The organism is Flavobacterium sp. (assembly GCF_024642105.1).
In the GTDB taxonomy this organism is placed as follows: Bacteria; Bacteroidota; Bacteroidia; order Flavobacteriales; family Flavobacteriaceae; genus Flavobacterium.
Window position 1 is genome coordinate 1 of sequence record NZ_JAHEBT010000009.1, and the last position, 12,641, is coordinate 12,641.

Consider the following 12,641-nt stretch of genomic DNA (forward strand, 5'->3'; position numbering starts at 1 on the left):
CGAGACGAGCTACGATATACAATAAACACTGAACCCCCGATCGGAACATCATAGGTTACCATTTGTTTCGAACAGGGGTCAAAATATGCATTAGTAAGTACCTGTGACTTACTTAAGAATGAAACAGTTAATAGTAAGAATAATAAGACATATCTCACTAAGCTAGTAACTTATAATATTCTTTGAAGTGTTTAATACGATCTGGTAATCCAATTGTACCACCATTAACTCGTTTTGTAATTTTGGTTACTACTTGATCTGATGATCCTTCATCTGCCATTCTGTGTAATCCGTTTTTAGAAAAGAACCAAGCAGCAGACAATAAGGCGTATTTTGAAGATACTGAATCAGGATTAGCTAATATATTTTCATTTATTGCTTTACCAAACGCAGTATAATTTTCTTTACCTGTTAATTGAATATATCCTCTTCCTCTAAATTTATATCCATCTCCAGAGGCTTCGGCCCCATTACCCATACGAGAAGCATAAACACGATTAGCAATTTTTTCAGGTTTTCTTTCATAAGAAGCAGCAAGTGCAGCAGTTGGGAAATATTTTTTAAATATACCCATTAATCCTTTAGCGGAATAATTTAAATTTTCTTGTGTTGCGCGAAATCCACCTGATTCGTGACCGCATTGTGCTAGAAAATGAGCTAAACGTAATGGTGTATTAATACCAAATTTAGATGCTGTATCAGGAATCATTGCGATTACTGCATCTGGAATGTGTCCTTTTAAATTAGCTAATTTTAAATTACCAGAGTTAGCAACGGGAGAAGCAGCAACTGGAGCTGCAGGAGCAGCGCTACCAAATAATTTACCCCAAGTTCCGTCTCCAACAATACCATCAGCAGTTAGCCCATTAGCAGTTTGCCATGCTTTAACAGCAGCGTCTGTTTTAGGACCAAACTTACCAATAGCTTCTATGCCTAACTTTTCTTGTAATTTTTTTACATCGTCCCCTTCGGAACCAAGTTTTAATAGCATTTTTATATTATTTATCAGTTAATTATTACAGTTGTACTCTTTGTTCTTAGAATTGAATTTTATCCAATTTGTAAGTTAAACCTAAACCTGGTGTGAAATTAGATCCTACTAAGTTTCCAATAACCCAAATTTTAAGTCCTTCAGATTTTAACGGAGCATATCCAGCCCATACGTTAGGCTTATTAACATCTCCTACAGGTTGAATACCAGCACCAACCATAAAGCGTCCACTAGGAGCCATACGAATAATACCGAACTTCATAGTTTTATCAAAACTACCTGTTTTTGTTGATACCATTGGATCTGCGTCAAATTTAAAACCAGCATAAGCACCCCAACCATTTTTGATGTAACCACCTGTTATGTAGCCATCTCCACCTTTATTAGTAGCGGAACCGAAAAATTCTTGTGCGTTAGCAGCTACTGCAAACATACACAAAACAGTAATTAATAATAACTTTTTCATTTTTTTTTAATTTTTGAATATAGACTTTTTTATCATACGTGATACTATCCTTGAAGCCGCTGTTTCCAACGCTTTTTTAGTTGTGATACCAATTGTTGATTGATTAAATTTAATCTCATCAAACGAATCCGATAACGCACCTTGTTTAATTGTACTAGCTTCGCCTAAGCCTGAACCAGTAATATACTCAGAAGTTTCGGCATTAACGAACTTAACTTGTAAGCCCAGCCTGGTAGTTTGAGTTTGTTTAACACCATCTTTCAATTTTAATTGCTCGTCTTCAGAAACTGAGAAGTCGTATACCTCTACATATACGAAATATTGTGCTAATTTAATTTTCCCTCTACCATCTAATTTATTTTCTGTAATGCCTGATTGAGATGCTTGGAATTGTTTTACCATTCTATTCTTAATCTCGGCTTTATCTTCGGTAAAAGTAAATCGATTAGTTTCTTCTAAGAATTCAACTACGATATTTGTTAAACCTAAGCCAACACGTTTGTCTTTAAGTTCTGGGTACATTGCAAATATCTCATCTGTAATTCCAATACCTAATAATTGAACTGGGATTTTTGGTCCTTCATAATCAGATACAACATCAATTGATTGTTTTTTCTCAAAATCAGCTTGATATGCTTCTGTCTTTACAGAACCAATAGTTTGACCCAATACAGGTAAACATAACAGAGAAAGAAGTAAAACCAATAAATTAACCTTCATAATCATATGATTCTTCTTGTTCTTGTTTTTTAGTTGATTTTGTAGCATTAGAAATTTGATCTTTCATTCCTGTAAATTTATCAACTGAAGATAAACCTAAAGCTCCAAATGCTAATAATGCTACTGCATTTACTAATGAATCTGCGGGTGCAACACTTATATCTGAGAATGAGTTGTGATACATTGTAACACATAAAGTAATTGCTGCTAATAATCCAACAAAACGTTTTGATGATACAGCACCTTTTTCATCTGCTAATAGTGACTTAGCACCATCCATAAATTTTTTTAATATTTCCATTTTACCAGGGTTGTTTTGAGATTTGAGCCGCTATTTGATTAGCTTTATCTTTCTGATTAGTAAAATGTAGGTATACAAAATACATCTGAATGCTAAAACCAATAATAATACCAGCTAAAACCAATTTTGAATAAATTTTATATACCTTTTCCATCTTTATTATCCTTCTAATTCGTCTGTTGATTCTTCAACATCTTTAATTTTACCACATTTTAGACATTCTTCATCTCCATCACCATCTGCATCACCCCATACATGTTCACATTGACGATGAGCGAAGTATTCATCGATTTTACCGTCACCATCATGATCTAAACCATCCATCACACCATCTCCGTCTTCATCAATTTCAACGCCCTTCTTTTCAGGAGTTGGTAATGGAGTTGGTGCATCACCTCCACCAGTATTGGATAGTGATACACCGTCTTCCTCGTCCATTTTCTGAACTAACATTTTATCTTTATCTGTATCACTAAACCAATAATCAATGATTTTACCATATGAACCAATGAAAGCTCCAAGTAATAACATTAATAATTCTTTCCATTCACCCGCAATGGTAGTTCCTAATGCAATAGCAGTAAATATACCACCAATAATTAACATAAATCCTCCTAAAACCATAGCGGTGATAAACCATCTACGTTTCATCATTGCATTTAACAGGTCTTTAAATCCTGTAGGTACTGGAGCAGGTGCGGCCATAGGTTGTTCTTCTTTAAATAACTTCATTTTTAATTACCATTTAGGAGCTTCTTCTAACTCTTCTTTAGCTGTTTTAGGTTTTGGTTTAGCAGGAGTTGCTTGAGCAGGTGCTGCTTCTTTTTCCTTAATAATTACTGTTTTACCACCACCAGCTGATTGCTGTTGAGCGTTTGAATTTGTAATATTGATTACTGGTGCTGGAGCTGTAGTAGCTTGTGCTGGTTCATCACCTTCACCTGTCAATTGTTTTGTTACAAATCCACCAACGCCTAATGCGATAGTACTTGCTAATCCGATTAGAATGTTCTTTAATGAACCTCCTGTGCTTTCTGATGCTTCTTCTGCCATATTATTATTTATTTTTTAATTACTAATGGTTTTTTAATTGAAGTTCCAGATATGTCGGTCAAAACTAAATCATATAACCCGTCATTTAAATCTGAAAACTCATATACTTTTGTTTCTACTGAATCAACAGCAGTAAACGGTAATGTTTTTTTAGGTTCCATTTGAGCAAATTCAAATACTTGTACTGAATATTTTGCTGATGGAGTTACAGTGTATTTAACTGTAACTTTTCCTCCAATAGCTTCGATACTTTTAATATCTGTAGATTTTGCTACTGTACCTAAATTAATTTGAGGAGTAGTTTCAAATTGTTCAAGATCACTACATCCTGCGATAATAAATATAAGGGCGGTTGAAACAATTAATGCTATTCTCTTCATTTTAGAAATTATTATATCCTGTTAATTTTATTACTTCTGTATTTAAGTTGATTCCTACTTGGTTACCTTTAGTATCTGCTGCATCTTGTGCAGGAGTTACTTTGATGTATGAATTAATATCTAATCCATTTTGTAGAGTAGTGAATTTTAATTTGAATGGGATTGAAGCACCATTTAATGGAGTTTTTAATTTTTGATCAATAGCTCCAAATTTAACTTTACCTGTTACTGAATTAGCAAATACATACCAATCATTAGGTACTTCAGATTTCATTGATTCAAATTTAATTTTATTTGCATCATAAGCAAATTCAAACTGTAATGCTGATAAGTTAATTCCATTAGTATTAATTGATACTGGTATTTCTATTGAATTAGATGTTACAGTTGTGTTTTTTAAATTTACATCAATTGCAGCTACTGCTTGTGGTGTGTTAATTAAACCTACAGTTCTATTCATCATTGCTTTATTTGCAATACTCTTATTTAAAGCAACTACTGCATTTGTAGCAATACTTCCATTAATTACTACTTGAGATGAGTGAGAACGGTTAATATCACCAGGTAGTAAATACTTTACTTGAATTGTTTCTGGAAAACCTGGATTTGTAGGAGTTGTAAATGAATATACTTGTTGAGTATTTGTTGGGAAGTCAGTAAATACGTTTGATGGAGTAGCATTATTAAATGATGTTGCTTTAAATGTATTTACACTCATAAATCCACCACTTCCTTGTACATATCCTTGTGGTACTACAATTAATTGGTTTACACCAACTGCTTGAGCATACAATTTAGTTAAATCACCACCATCAAATGCATTTGAACGGTTAACATCAGCAGCAAAATAACCCATACCAGTCATGATATTTTGATTATTGTATGTTCTATCTAAGTTTTGAGATACGAATTCAGCTTCAGCTGTAGTATAATCAGAAACAGATACAGCAGCATTCATTATAGATGGCATTTGATCCATACTAACAAATGTCATAATTCGATACTGAGTATTACCTGTTAATAATGAATCTACAATATTTACTTTACCAGTTGATGTTACATCAAATAATGGACCTGTATTATCTGATTTTAAGAATCCAACTTTAATTGCTGTATACGGTACATTACCATTTAAATCAAGATTAGCTTTTACAAACTTATGAGCATCTGGATTTTGAGTAATTACGTTTGTTAATGGAATCTCATTTATACAAGAACCTGCTGAACCATTTTGGTTGAATGATGCTGCAAAGTTCATTTTGATTGGATCCCAAGCATCACCCACTGCTGTTGTTTTTAATCTAAATTTCATTCTCAATAATGTACCCCATTCATTATATGGAAGTCCACTAGTAGTAGCCCAGTTTAAATAAACACGAATAATTGTTTTAGGACCTCCTGCTGTGTAGTTGTAAGCACAGTTATTATAATTTTGATTACCGTTTGCAGTTGTATTATTAGCATTACCTGCATATGAGTAACCAGGATAAGTGTAGTTAGTCATTGTAATTTGTGAACCATAAGGTAGATATCCACCATTACCTCCAGTTCCTGTATTACCTACACTAACGAAATCAAATGCTGTATTTTGAAATTCAAAATCAAAATACAAAGAGCGAGCTGTTGTGTTACTATTAGCATATAACTGAACATCAACTAGAAAATCGTCTCCCTTCATAATTGGTTGACCATTAACGTTAACTTTTGTAGAGTCTGTAGCTAATCTAATTTTTGGTTCTTGTGCGAATGCACTTAAACTTACTAATGATAATAGTAAGAATAATAATTTTTTCATATTTTATCTAACAATTTAGTAGTTAATGAAACTGATGCTTTTTTCAATGCATTGCTTAATGATGTTTGATTAAAACCACCAGCTTCAGAAATTACTAAAGTAGACATAGATACTTCAGATGATTTTTCAGTTGCTGTTTTTGTTTTGATAACTTTGTCGCCTTTTAATAGTTTTCCAACCATACTGATAACGACTGATTGTTTATCTTGATGCATTATACCTATACTCATATTTGCTTGTTCAACATCTAAAAATACGATATCGACTTGTACTGAATAATCAGCATCAATTTGAGTAGGTACTAATGAATAATTTTCTGATAATAGTTCTTCAACTATATTTTTAACACCGAATGCTAAATTACGATTACCGGCTAGTTTACCGATTTGGATTTTATTCTCTACGTTATGTAGATAGATTTTAGGCGTTTCAGCATAACCTATAAGCGAAACGGCTAAAAATCCGAAGATTAAGCCTATTATTTTCATATTGTTATTAGTTCTATAATAAATATAGTATATACTAATAAAATCGATTTAAATATCATAGGCACAGAGTGGATTTTTCGACGAATTTTATGGCATTCTGTCGTTTTCGTAGAAATGTACTATATGTATAAGTGAACAAAATGTAAAATAAAATGCCATTATTAGCAATCTCATTATTAATTAGTACCTTATTCAGCGCAGTTTTAGTTAAATTTGACAATACTGAGCGTAAATCAAAACAACCCATCTCTAATCGCAGACATGCTGGTGGAAGAAACGGGTTATTAGATCTTAATAAAGACTTATCGGCTTAGTAAGATAGTCATACCTATAATGATATAGGTTCTACTTTAATGCGCTCTAACGAATCTTTTTCAATGATTTGTTTTAGCGCTTTTATTTTCTTACGTGTTTTTGCTTGTTGAGATTTCAACTTATTGATTTTATCACTTGCTTTTTCACCTTTTAACCAACGACTAGCATAATCTTCATCGTTAGCATCTTCCCAGATTTTCTTATATTCAAGCGATTTAATTTCAGTCTGAATGTTGTGATCAGTGATGATTTCAGATTGTAGTTTTTGTTTATACATCATTATATCTGATGTTCCAGTAACTGGTCCTGATGCTAAACCTAGCAATAGTAATAATTCTTTTAAATCAAACATAACCTATCCTTTTAGTAATTGTTTTTTTGGTTCTTCGTTGCATTTGCATTTAGGACAATCGAATGCAAGTAAAGTACTAATACATCCTACTGAAAATCCAATTGATAACGAAATTAATACTGCTGATATCATAATAATAAATATAAGCGTTGGTAATAGGACTCGAACCTATAGCCTATCGGTTAACAGCCGATTGCTCCACCATTGAGCTATACCAACTTATGTTACCCGAACAGGATTCGAACCTATGCTAAACGCACCAAAAACGTTTGTGCTACCGCTACACCATCGGGCAATTTTACTGAGCAGGTATTCAGAATCGAACTGAAATCTCAGGCTTGGAAGGCTAGAGTAATGACCATTATACGATACCTGCAATTAAAGATAAGCTTCGGGTCTTTCGGGGTTCCTGGTTAGCCTGATTTCACTTGCATCTACTATTAACCCTTTTTTAATGCAATCACCCTTATCAGTGGTGTGCTAACTACAGCTTCACTACTTATCTTTTGTGGGCCAAGTAGGGCTCGAACCTACGACCTTCGCATTATGAGTGCGCTGCTCTGACCAACTGAGCTATAGGCCCCTATTGAGCTTCCTACCGGGTTCGAACCAGTGACCACTTGTTTACAAAACAAGAGCTCTACCAACTGAGCTAAGGAAGCAAATTTGAAGAGCTTTACCTGACAAGGGTTGGTACTCTTCGTGATGGGTGCCAAACTTCTGTATTCCCAAACCCTCGTTCAGGGCATCTGCAATGCCTAACGAGTCTCATCAGATCTCTGTGCAGCCATAGATGAGAGTCTGTGTCGATATCAAGATTCGAACTTGAAATAAAGCCTTATGAGAGCTTTGTGATCACCATTTCACTATATCGACATTTACTTGTAGCGCAGGGCAGAATCGAACTGCCGTCTCTGGGTTATGAGCCCTGTATGCTACCGTTACACCACCGCGCTACAAGTAATTACGTACCCCCAACGGGATTCGAACCCGTGACTCATCCGTGAAAGGGATGTGACTTAACCGCTTGTCGATAGGGGCGTCAATTTCTTATTACACTATAAATATAATTAAGAAATTTTTTATTCCTATAATTTTACTAAATTATCTGCAGCATATGTCATCATAGGAGAATGACCTTTATGTCTTACTGTATATCCCATTCCAGTTACAATTCCAACAGCACTGTTTAATGCAGCATTTGACTTGTATTTTGGGTCTGGGTTTAAGTCAATATCGATAAATTTAGCTCTAATATCTAATTCAGTTCTAATTTGTTCAGCCACCTCGACTGAAAACCATACTTCGTTAATTAAACGAGTTACGTTGTCTTTTTCTCTTGGTACTTCGAACTTAGTATAAAGGACGTGTGCACCTTTTTTAGGAGTATATAAACCTATTACAATAGCGTAAAACGTTTCTTTTTTCCTGTTTTGTGAGTCACATCCAATTAACATTTCTAAATTGGGATGTGTCTGCTTGTACTCGTTAATGTAGCTAATCAACTCAATCGGAGTTTTAGTAGCAAGTGTTTTGAATTTTCTCATATCCCATTTATTTAAATTGTGCACCAAGCAGGAATCGAACCTGCACCCACCTTTCGGCAGACAAGAGCTTAAGTCTTGCGTGTCTACCAGTTCCACCATTGGCGCGTTTTCAGTAGAGAGTGAGGGGCTCGAACCCTCGCGCCTGTTACAGCCTATCACGTTAGCAATGTGACCCCTTCACCAACTTGGGTAACTCTCTATATATAGCTGTAGTGGGAGGATTCGAACCTCCAAGGGGCAATTAGGTAAAGGACAATAGCGCTTGCAAGCTGGTGGTCTACCCCGATATCCTTACTTTATTTCGTTATCCCCGCCGCCGAGACAGGACGGTGCGGTTGCCGAGCGTACGCATTTCGCCACACTACAATTTTAACTGAAGAGGGTGTGAGATTCGAACTCACGGATCGCTTTCACGATCGCTGGTTTTCAAGACCAGTCCAATAATCCATCTCTGGCAACCCTCCTTATGGCGGTACTAACGGGATTCGAACCCGTTCCAAACTCCGTGACAGGGAGATATCTTAACCATTTGACCTTAGCACCGTACTAAATATAATCTGGAAATAGTATATTTCCTATTGTGTGATTGAAGAGAATCGAACTCTTATTGGAGGTACCACAAACCCCAGTCTTGACCATTAGACCACAATCACCGAGGTCAATACAGGATTCGAACCTGTGATCGGGCTTTTGCAGAGCCCAGCCTTAAACCAACTTGGCTAATCGACCTTATTAAATGTACTCTTATAGAGACTCGAACTCCAATCTCTTCATCCGTAGTGAAGTGTTCTATCCATTGAACTATAAGAGCAAATTGCACGGATACAAGGACTCGAACCCTGAATAACGCTTTTGGAGAGCGGGATGATACCATTTCACCATATCCGTATATTATTGTGCTTATAACAGGACTCGAACCTATAACCTCTGACGTATCAGGTCAGTACTCTCACCATTGAGTTATATAAGCGTTTTAGTGGTCGGATAAGCAGGATTCGAACCTGCGTACTCTACATCCCAAATGTAGCGAGATAAACCTGACTCCTCTACTATCCGTTATTAATCGTGACCCCGATGCGACTCGAACGCATAACCCCTACATTAAAAGTGTAGTGCTCTGACCAATTGAGCTACGGAGTCAGTAATGGTGGAGCAGACAGGTATCGATCCTGTTCCTCTGGATTTTCAGTCCAGCGCAATGCACCTCATCTGCCACTGCTCCAATTAATTTTTATTTCTTCCTTTATATGTATCCTGAATTGAATCACAATTAGAACATAAAAATCTTAAATTATCTAATCTATTATCATCTCTAATACCATTTTTATGATCTAAAATTAAAGGCATTTTCTTACCTCTCCAATTATCATCACATTTACATTCATCACATATATAAGGTATGATATTATTTTTTACTATAAATCGTTTTAACTGTCCTCTAATGGAATTATGATAAGTTCCAACATATTTAACATCTCCATTTAATATAGGCCAATAATCATGTGATTTGGGATTAATATATCCTTCTTGACTTCGCTTATATTGTTTTGGTTTTGTTTCTCGTTTCTTTTTTGTCTTTCCTATTTGTGATTCACTAATTTTCTTTTTAGTTTTTTCAGTACGTTTTCTATCCCATTTTATTCCTAATTGTTTTAAATGGTATCCAACAGTACCTTTACCTATATTTAATAATTCACAAATTTCAGGTATATTATTACCTTCATTGTTTAATTTTAAAATTTTTTCTCTAGTATTCATATATTATCATTTATAATAAATATATAAATCTCGAACTTCTGATGTGCCTGCAGACGGACTCGAACCGCCGAACTCCGAAGAGGAGACATTTACAGTGTCTTGCAATTGCCGCTATGCGATACAGGCATATTTACTGTACTCTATACAGGACTCGAACCTGTAATAACTGGGGTCTAAGTCCAGTGTGTCTTCCGTTCCACCAATAGAGCATTATGTATGTCTTAAGGGAATCGAACCCCTACTGTCTCATTAGAAGTGAGAAGTTCTATCCGTTAAACTAAAGACACATATTGTACATTCTGAGGGACTCGAACCCCCAACCTCCGCCATGTAAAGACGGCACTCTGCCATTGAGTTAAGAATGCATTTTGCCATGAAATCAAAGAACAATTACTGTGGACAAGGTGGGATTCGAACCCACATCATCTTCATTGCAAATGAAGCGCTCAGCCGTTGAGCTACAAGCCCATATATAAATTAAAAAAGCCCCTAATCTTGCGGTTAGGGGCTGAATTTACTGTATTTGTATATGTTATTTTATACTTACATTCTTGCCCCTATCGTGCTTATAATCGCTCGCCGGAATGCCCATAAACAGACAATTTCCCTGCCACGATCTCGTGTTGCGATTTAAATTGACTGTATGTAAGAATGTATGTTGCATTTTTGCTTTTATGTTAATAAATATATACAAATTAAGTTTCCCTTAACTTTTCTTAAATATAATGAGGAAATTTTTAAAATCCAAATTATTTTAATCAATTAATCTATCTCTAATTATTAAATCTTTATTCATTTTATTTTTATTTATTATAAATATAATGAGGAAATTTTCGAATCCTAATCTTTTTGTAATTCTTGTTTTAATTTTTTCCAAACATATCCTCCAGCTGTTTTATATTTCCCATTAATATTACATCTAATACTTTCATGTAATGATTTATTTCCGTTAGCAGCTTCAGCTATACTTTTATACTCATTTAATAAAACTCCATCCAATGCATATTGCTGGATAGCAATTGGTTTACCTAATATATCCGATGATCGTTTTATTCCTTTTAAATTCCAGGTTATTTCTCTACCTTTTAGTTTATCACTTGCTTTTTTATTCCTTGTTTCCCAATCTATATTTCTTTTCTTTAATAATGGAGATATTTTATCTCCAAATCCATCTGGTTTAGATAATCCAGTAGTATGATTAATAAATGTTTGTTTTAATTGCTCATACGTTCTAGATGATACTTTATATCTTTGATTTTGTTTTTTATTCTTATTAGTTGACATCAAAAATAAAGCACGAGATAAATTAACATTATCAGGATACATCTCACATAATAATAAATGACATAGAAAATGTTCTCTTGCTGTTAATCTAACAATATTATTTTTATCTATACCTCCCATACATTTAGGAATAATATGATGATTTTCACCATATCCTTCTAATATTCTAGTTTGGGCACGTTTTATTATTTGATTGTATACTTTACTATAATCCATTTTTGTGAGTGATTTATCCAATAATAAATATTAGGACTCCTTACTCTCTTGAATAATCATCAATGCTTTTTTTAAATATAAAATAGCATCCATATGTTCTTCTAATGCTGATTCAATATAGAACTCTAAATCTTTATCAGTACGATCTAAATCAGTACCATATTTTTCTTTTCCCATACGAGCTCTACGCTCAAATTTAGCAATAATACTTGCTACTACTGTATCTACTACAAATTTATCCATTTATAACTTCATTATATGTTTTCCACTCTATTAGATCTGTAATATAATTACGAAATCCTAATTCTATTTCACCTTCTTCATCTTTAGCAATTGCTATAAAACCAAATCCTTCACAAATATAATATTCAAAATGATCTAGTTCTAATCGTTCTGCTACTTCTAAAATATCGAAATCCCAAGGCATTTCAGGATCATTTAATTCACACCATTGTTTTGAAAAATCAGCCATAACTTTTATTTTCCTAAATGTAATAAGGAAATCTTATAAAACAAACTTTAATCCAGTTAATTTTTCAATTAATGCTTTATCTACTGCATTATTTTCATATCCGTCTGGATTTGATAGGTCATTATTGAATAAATAAGCATACCATTTATTAGTTCCAGCAATATAAATTACTTTATAGCATTGTGATGGTACTGATGTTGTGCCTATTTTCTTTAATTCACCGATACCACCTGCCCATACTACGATTTTAGGAGCCAACATTGCCCAATTTCGAGTAGCTGTTTCTAATGATTTCCAATCACCAGCATTTAAACGATGTGTTTGAGCTAGCATATTAGAAAAGTAAAAACATTCATCTTGTATTTGAGGTGTTTGACATAAATTATCAGCAGCAGGCATTACGTGTCCTCTATCGTATCCTGATTTAACATAGTCATTTGCTAATGTTGTTTCAGATGGTAATTGTGGATCTGGTTTAAAATTATCCTTACGTTTTAACGGAG

The 12,641-nt window shown here is 34.2% G+C and carries 16 protein-coding genes and 24 tRNA genes; all 40 read right to left on the bottom strand.

Translation table 11 applies throughout. From position 1 onward, the window contains the following. Positions 1-157: 157 nt before the first annotated feature. Positions 158-991: a peptidoglycan-binding protein gene (locus tag Q0L65_RS03230; RefSeq protein WP_296683418.1), complete on the bottom strand. Its 834-nt coding sequence runs from the start codon at positions 989-991 to the stop codon at positions 158-160. Positions 992-1,037: 46 nt separating this feature from the next. After that, positions 1,038-1,457: a hypothetical protein gene (locus Q0L65_RS03235; RefSeq protein ID WP_296683420.1), complete on the bottom strand. Its 420-nt coding sequence runs from the start codon at positions 1,455-1,457 to the stop codon at positions 1,038-1,040. A gap of 6 nt (positions 1,458-1,463) precedes the next feature. Further along, on the bottom strand, positions 1,464-2,183 hold the full coding sequence (locus Q0L65_RS03240; RefSeq protein ID WP_296683422.1) for a hypothetical protein: 720 nt from the start codon (positions 2,181-2,183) through the stop codon (positions 1,464-1,466). Further along, positions 2,167-2,478 (bottom strand): hypothetical protein, encoded by a 312-nt coding sequence (locus Q0L65_RS03245; RefSeq protein ID WP_296683424.1) that lies wholly within the window; start codon positions 2,476-2,478, stop codon positions 2,167-2,169. Before Q0L65_RS03245 ends, Q0L65_RS03240 begins: the two co-directional genes overlap by 17 nt. A 159-nt stretch (positions 2,479-2,637) precedes the next feature. Further along, the gene (locus Q0L65_RS03250) at positions 2,638-3,183 is read right to left on the bottom strand and encodes a hypothetical protein (protein ID WP_296683426.1); all 546 of its coding nucleotides are present in this window, start codon (positions 3,181-3,183) and stop codon (positions 2,638-2,640) included. Between the two features lie 33 nt (positions 3,184-3,216). Next, positions 3,217-3,531, bottom strand: a complete 315-nt coding sequence (locus Q0L65_RS03255; protein ID WP_296683428.1) for a hypothetical protein — start codon at positions 3,529-3,531, stop codon at positions 3,217-3,219. A gap of 8 nt (positions 3,532-3,539) precedes the next feature. Further along, on the bottom strand, positions 3,540-3,911 hold the full coding sequence (locus Q0L65_RS03260) for a hypothetical protein (protein ID WP_296683430.1): 372 nt from the start codon (positions 3,909-3,911) through the stop codon (positions 3,540-3,542). A 1-nt stretch (position 3,912) separates the two neighbouring features. Next, on the bottom strand, positions 3,913-5,589 hold the full coding sequence (locus Q0L65_RS03265; protein ID WP_296683432.1) for a cohesin domain-containing protein: 1,677 nt from the start codon (positions 5,587-5,589) through the stop codon (positions 3,913-3,915). Positions 5,590-5,702: 113 nt separating this feature from the next. Next, positions 5,703-6,194, bottom strand: a complete 492-nt coding sequence (locus Q0L65_RS03270) for a hypothetical protein (RefSeq protein ID WP_296683434.1) — start codon at positions 6,192-6,194, stop codon at positions 5,703-5,705. A gap of 328 nt (positions 6,195-6,522) precedes the next feature. After that, positions 6,523-6,861 (bottom strand): hypothetical protein, encoded by a 339-nt coding sequence (locus tag Q0L65_RS03275; protein ID WP_296683435.1) that lies wholly within the window; start codon positions 6,859-6,861, stop codon positions 6,523-6,525. A 147-nt stretch (positions 6,862-7,008) separates the two neighbouring features. Continuing rightward, positions 7,009-7,080: transfer RNA gene (locus tag Q0L65_RS03280), tRNA-Asn, on the bottom strand. 5 nt (positions 7,081-7,085) lie between these two features. Next, a tRNA-Gln gene (locus Q0L65_RS03285) sits at positions 7,086-7,156 on the bottom strand. Between the two features lie 9 nt (positions 7,157-7,165). Next, positions 7,166-7,237, bottom strand: a tRNA-Gly gene (locus Q0L65_RS03290). A gap of 133 nt (positions 7,238-7,370) precedes the next feature. Then, a tRNA-Ile gene (locus Q0L65_RS03295) sits at positions 7,371-7,444 on the bottom strand. A gap of 6 nt (positions 7,445-7,450) precedes the next feature. Beyond that, a tRNA-Thr gene (locus Q0L65_RS03300) sits at positions 7,451-7,523 on the bottom strand. A 142-nt stretch (positions 7,524-7,665) separates the two neighbouring features. Then, positions 7,666-7,737 (bottom strand) — tRNA-Met (locus Q0L65_RS03305). Between the two features lie 9 nt (positions 7,738-7,746). Further along, positions 7,747-7,817: transfer RNA gene (locus Q0L65_RS03310), tRNA-Met, on the bottom strand. Between the two features lie 13 nt (positions 7,818-7,830). Beyond that, positions 7,831-7,902: transfer RNA gene (locus tag Q0L65_RS03315), tRNA-Glu, on the bottom strand. Between the two features lie 47 nt (positions 7,903-7,949). After that, positions 7,950-8,408, bottom strand: coding sequence for a ribonuclease H-like YkuK family protein (locus Q0L65_RS03320; protein WP_296683438.1), 459 nt, complete (start codon positions 8,406-8,408; stop codon positions 7,950-7,952). A 19-nt stretch (positions 8,409-8,427) separates the two neighbouring features. Then, a tRNA-Leu gene (locus Q0L65_RS03325) sits at positions 8,428-8,513 on the bottom strand. A gap of 8 nt (positions 8,514-8,521) precedes the next feature. Continuing rightward, positions 8,522-8,607: transfer RNA gene (locus Q0L65_RS03330), tRNA-Ser, on the bottom strand. Between the two features lie 177 nt (positions 8,608-8,784). Further along, a tRNA-Ser gene (locus Q0L65_RS03335) sits at positions 8,785-8,872 on the bottom strand. Between the two features lie 3 nt (positions 8,873-8,875). Further along, positions 8,876-8,951, bottom strand: a tRNA-Asp gene (locus tag Q0L65_RS03340). A 112-nt stretch (positions 8,952-9,063) separates the two neighbouring features. After that, positions 9,064-9,137, bottom strand: a tRNA-Cys gene (locus Q0L65_RS03345). 10 nt (positions 9,138-9,147) lie between these two features. Beyond that, a tRNA-Arg gene (locus Q0L65_RS03350) sits at positions 9,148-9,219 on the bottom strand. 6 nt (positions 9,220-9,225) lie between these two features. After that, positions 9,226-9,296, bottom strand: a tRNA-Trp gene (locus tag Q0L65_RS03355). Positions 9,297-9,305: 9 nt separating this feature from the next. Beyond that, a tRNA-Ile gene (locus tag Q0L65_RS03360) sits at positions 9,306-9,378 on the bottom strand. 7 nt (positions 9,379-9,385) lie between these two features. Beyond that, positions 9,386-9,464, bottom strand: a tRNA-Pro gene (locus Q0L65_RS03365). Between the two features lie 10 nt (positions 9,465-9,474). Beyond that, positions 9,475-9,548 (bottom strand) — tRNA-Lys (locus tag Q0L65_RS03370). A 5-nt stretch (positions 9,549-9,553) separates the two neighbouring features. Then, positions 9,554-9,630, bottom strand: a tRNA-Phe gene (locus Q0L65_RS03375). A 2-nt stretch (positions 9,631-9,632) separates the two neighbouring features. Next, positions 9,633-10,166, bottom strand: coding sequence for a hypothetical protein (locus tag Q0L65_RS03380; RefSeq protein ID WP_296683441.1), 534 nt, complete (start codon positions 10,164-10,166; stop codon positions 9,633-9,635). 44 nt (positions 10,167-10,210) lie between these two features. Then, positions 10,211-10,292, bottom strand: a tRNA-Tyr gene (locus tag Q0L65_RS03385). A 10-nt stretch (positions 10,293-10,302) separates the two neighbouring features. Beyond that, positions 10,303-10,375 (bottom strand) — tRNA-Leu (locus Q0L65_RS03390). 6 nt (positions 10,376-10,381) lie between these two features. After that, a tRNA-Arg gene (locus Q0L65_RS03395) sits at positions 10,382-10,453 on the bottom strand. A 6-nt stretch (positions 10,454-10,459) separates the two neighbouring features. Continuing rightward, a tRNA-Val gene (locus Q0L65_RS03400) sits at positions 10,460-10,531 on the bottom strand. A gap of 31 nt (positions 10,532-10,562) precedes the next feature. Beyond that, positions 10,563-10,634, bottom strand: a tRNA-Ala gene (locus tag Q0L65_RS03405). 372 nt (positions 10,635-11,006) lie between these two features. Then, positions 11,007-11,666: a hypothetical protein gene (locus tag Q0L65_RS03410; protein ID WP_296683444.1), complete on the bottom strand. Its 660-nt coding sequence runs from the start codon at positions 11,664-11,666 to the stop codon at positions 11,007-11,009. Between the two features lie 30 nt (positions 11,667-11,696). After that, the gene (locus Q0L65_RS03415) at positions 11,697-11,909 is read right to left on the bottom strand and encodes a hypothetical protein (protein ID WP_296683450.1); all 213 of its coding nucleotides are present in this window, start codon (positions 11,907-11,909) and stop codon (positions 11,697-11,699) included. Next, positions 11,902-12,138, bottom strand: a complete 237-nt coding sequence (locus Q0L65_RS03420) for a hypothetical protein (RefSeq protein ID WP_296683453.1) — start codon at positions 12,136-12,138, stop codon at positions 11,902-11,904. Before Q0L65_RS03420 ends, Q0L65_RS03415 begins: the two co-directional genes overlap by 8 nt. Positions 12,139-12,171: 33 nt before the next feature. After that, positions 12,172-12,641 (bottom strand): DNA/RNA non-specific endonuclease (locus tag Q0L65_RS03425; RefSeq protein WP_296683456.1); only part of this gene is annotated, 470 nt, incomplete at its 5' end.

What these genes read in the sequence shown, in the direction of transcription:
- Q0L65_RS03230 (WP_296683418.1), bottom strand. Translation starts at nt 991, where the DNA reads ATGCTATTAAAACTTGGTTCCGAAGGGGACGATGTAAAAAAATTACAA.
- Q0L65_RS03235 (WP_296683420.1), bottom strand. Translation starts at nt 1,457, where the DNA reads ATGAAAAAGTTATTATTAATTACTGTTTTGTGTATGTTTGCAGTAGCT.
- Q0L65_RS03240 (WP_296683422.1), bottom strand. Translation starts at nt 2,183, where the DNA reads ATGATTATGAAGGTTAATTTATTGGTTTTACTTCTTTCTCTGTTATGT.
- Q0L65_RS03245 (WP_296683424.1), bottom strand. Translation starts at nt 2,478, where the DNA reads ATGGAAATATTAAAAAAATTTATGGATGGTGCTAAGTCACTATTAGCA.
- Q0L65_RS03250 (WP_296683426.1), bottom strand. Translation starts at nt 3,183, where the DNA reads ATGGCCGCACCTGCTCCAGTACCTACAGGATTTAAAGACCTGTTAAAT.
- Q0L65_RS03255 (WP_296683428.1), bottom strand. Translation starts at nt 3,531, where the DNA reads ATGGCAGAAGAAGCATCAGAAAGCACAGGAGGTTCATTAAAGAACATT.
- Q0L65_RS03260 (WP_296683430.1), bottom strand. Translation starts at nt 3,911, where the DNA reads ATGAAGAGAATAGCATTAATTGTTTCAACCGCCCTTATATTTATTATC.
- Q0L65_RS03265 (WP_296683432.1), bottom strand. Translation starts at nt 5,589, where the DNA reads ATGAAGGGAGACGATTTTCTAGTTGATGTTCAGTTATATGCTAATAGT.
- Q0L65_RS03270 (WP_296683434.1), bottom strand. Translation starts at nt 6,194, where the DNA reads ATGAAAATAATAGGCTTAATCTTCGGATTTTTAGCCGTTTCGCTTATA.
- Q0L65_RS03275 (WP_296683435.1), bottom strand. Translation starts at nt 6,861, where the DNA reads ATGTTTGATTTAAAAGAATTATTACTATTGCTAGGTTTAGCATCAGGA.
- Q0L65_RS03320 (WP_296683438.1), bottom strand. Translation starts at nt 8,408, where the DNA reads ATGAGAAAATTCAAAACACTTGCTACTAAAACTCCGATTGAGTTGATT.
- Q0L65_RS03380 (WP_296683441.1), bottom strand. Translation starts at nt 10,166, where the DNA reads ATGAATACTAGAGAAAAAATTTTAAAATTAAACAATGAAGGTAATAAT.
- Q0L65_RS03410 (WP_296683444.1), bottom strand. Translation starts at nt 11,666, where the DNA reads ATGGATTATAGTAAAGTATACAATCAAATAATAAAACGTGCCCAAACT.
- Q0L65_RS03415 (WP_296683450.1), bottom strand. Translation starts at nt 11,909, where the DNA reads ATGGATAAATTTGTAGTAGATACAGTAGTAGCAAGTATTATTGCTAAA.
- Q0L65_RS03420 (WP_296683453.1), bottom strand. Translation starts at nt 12,138, where the DNA reads ATGGCTGATTTTTCAAAACAATGGTGTGAATTAAATGATCCTGAAATG.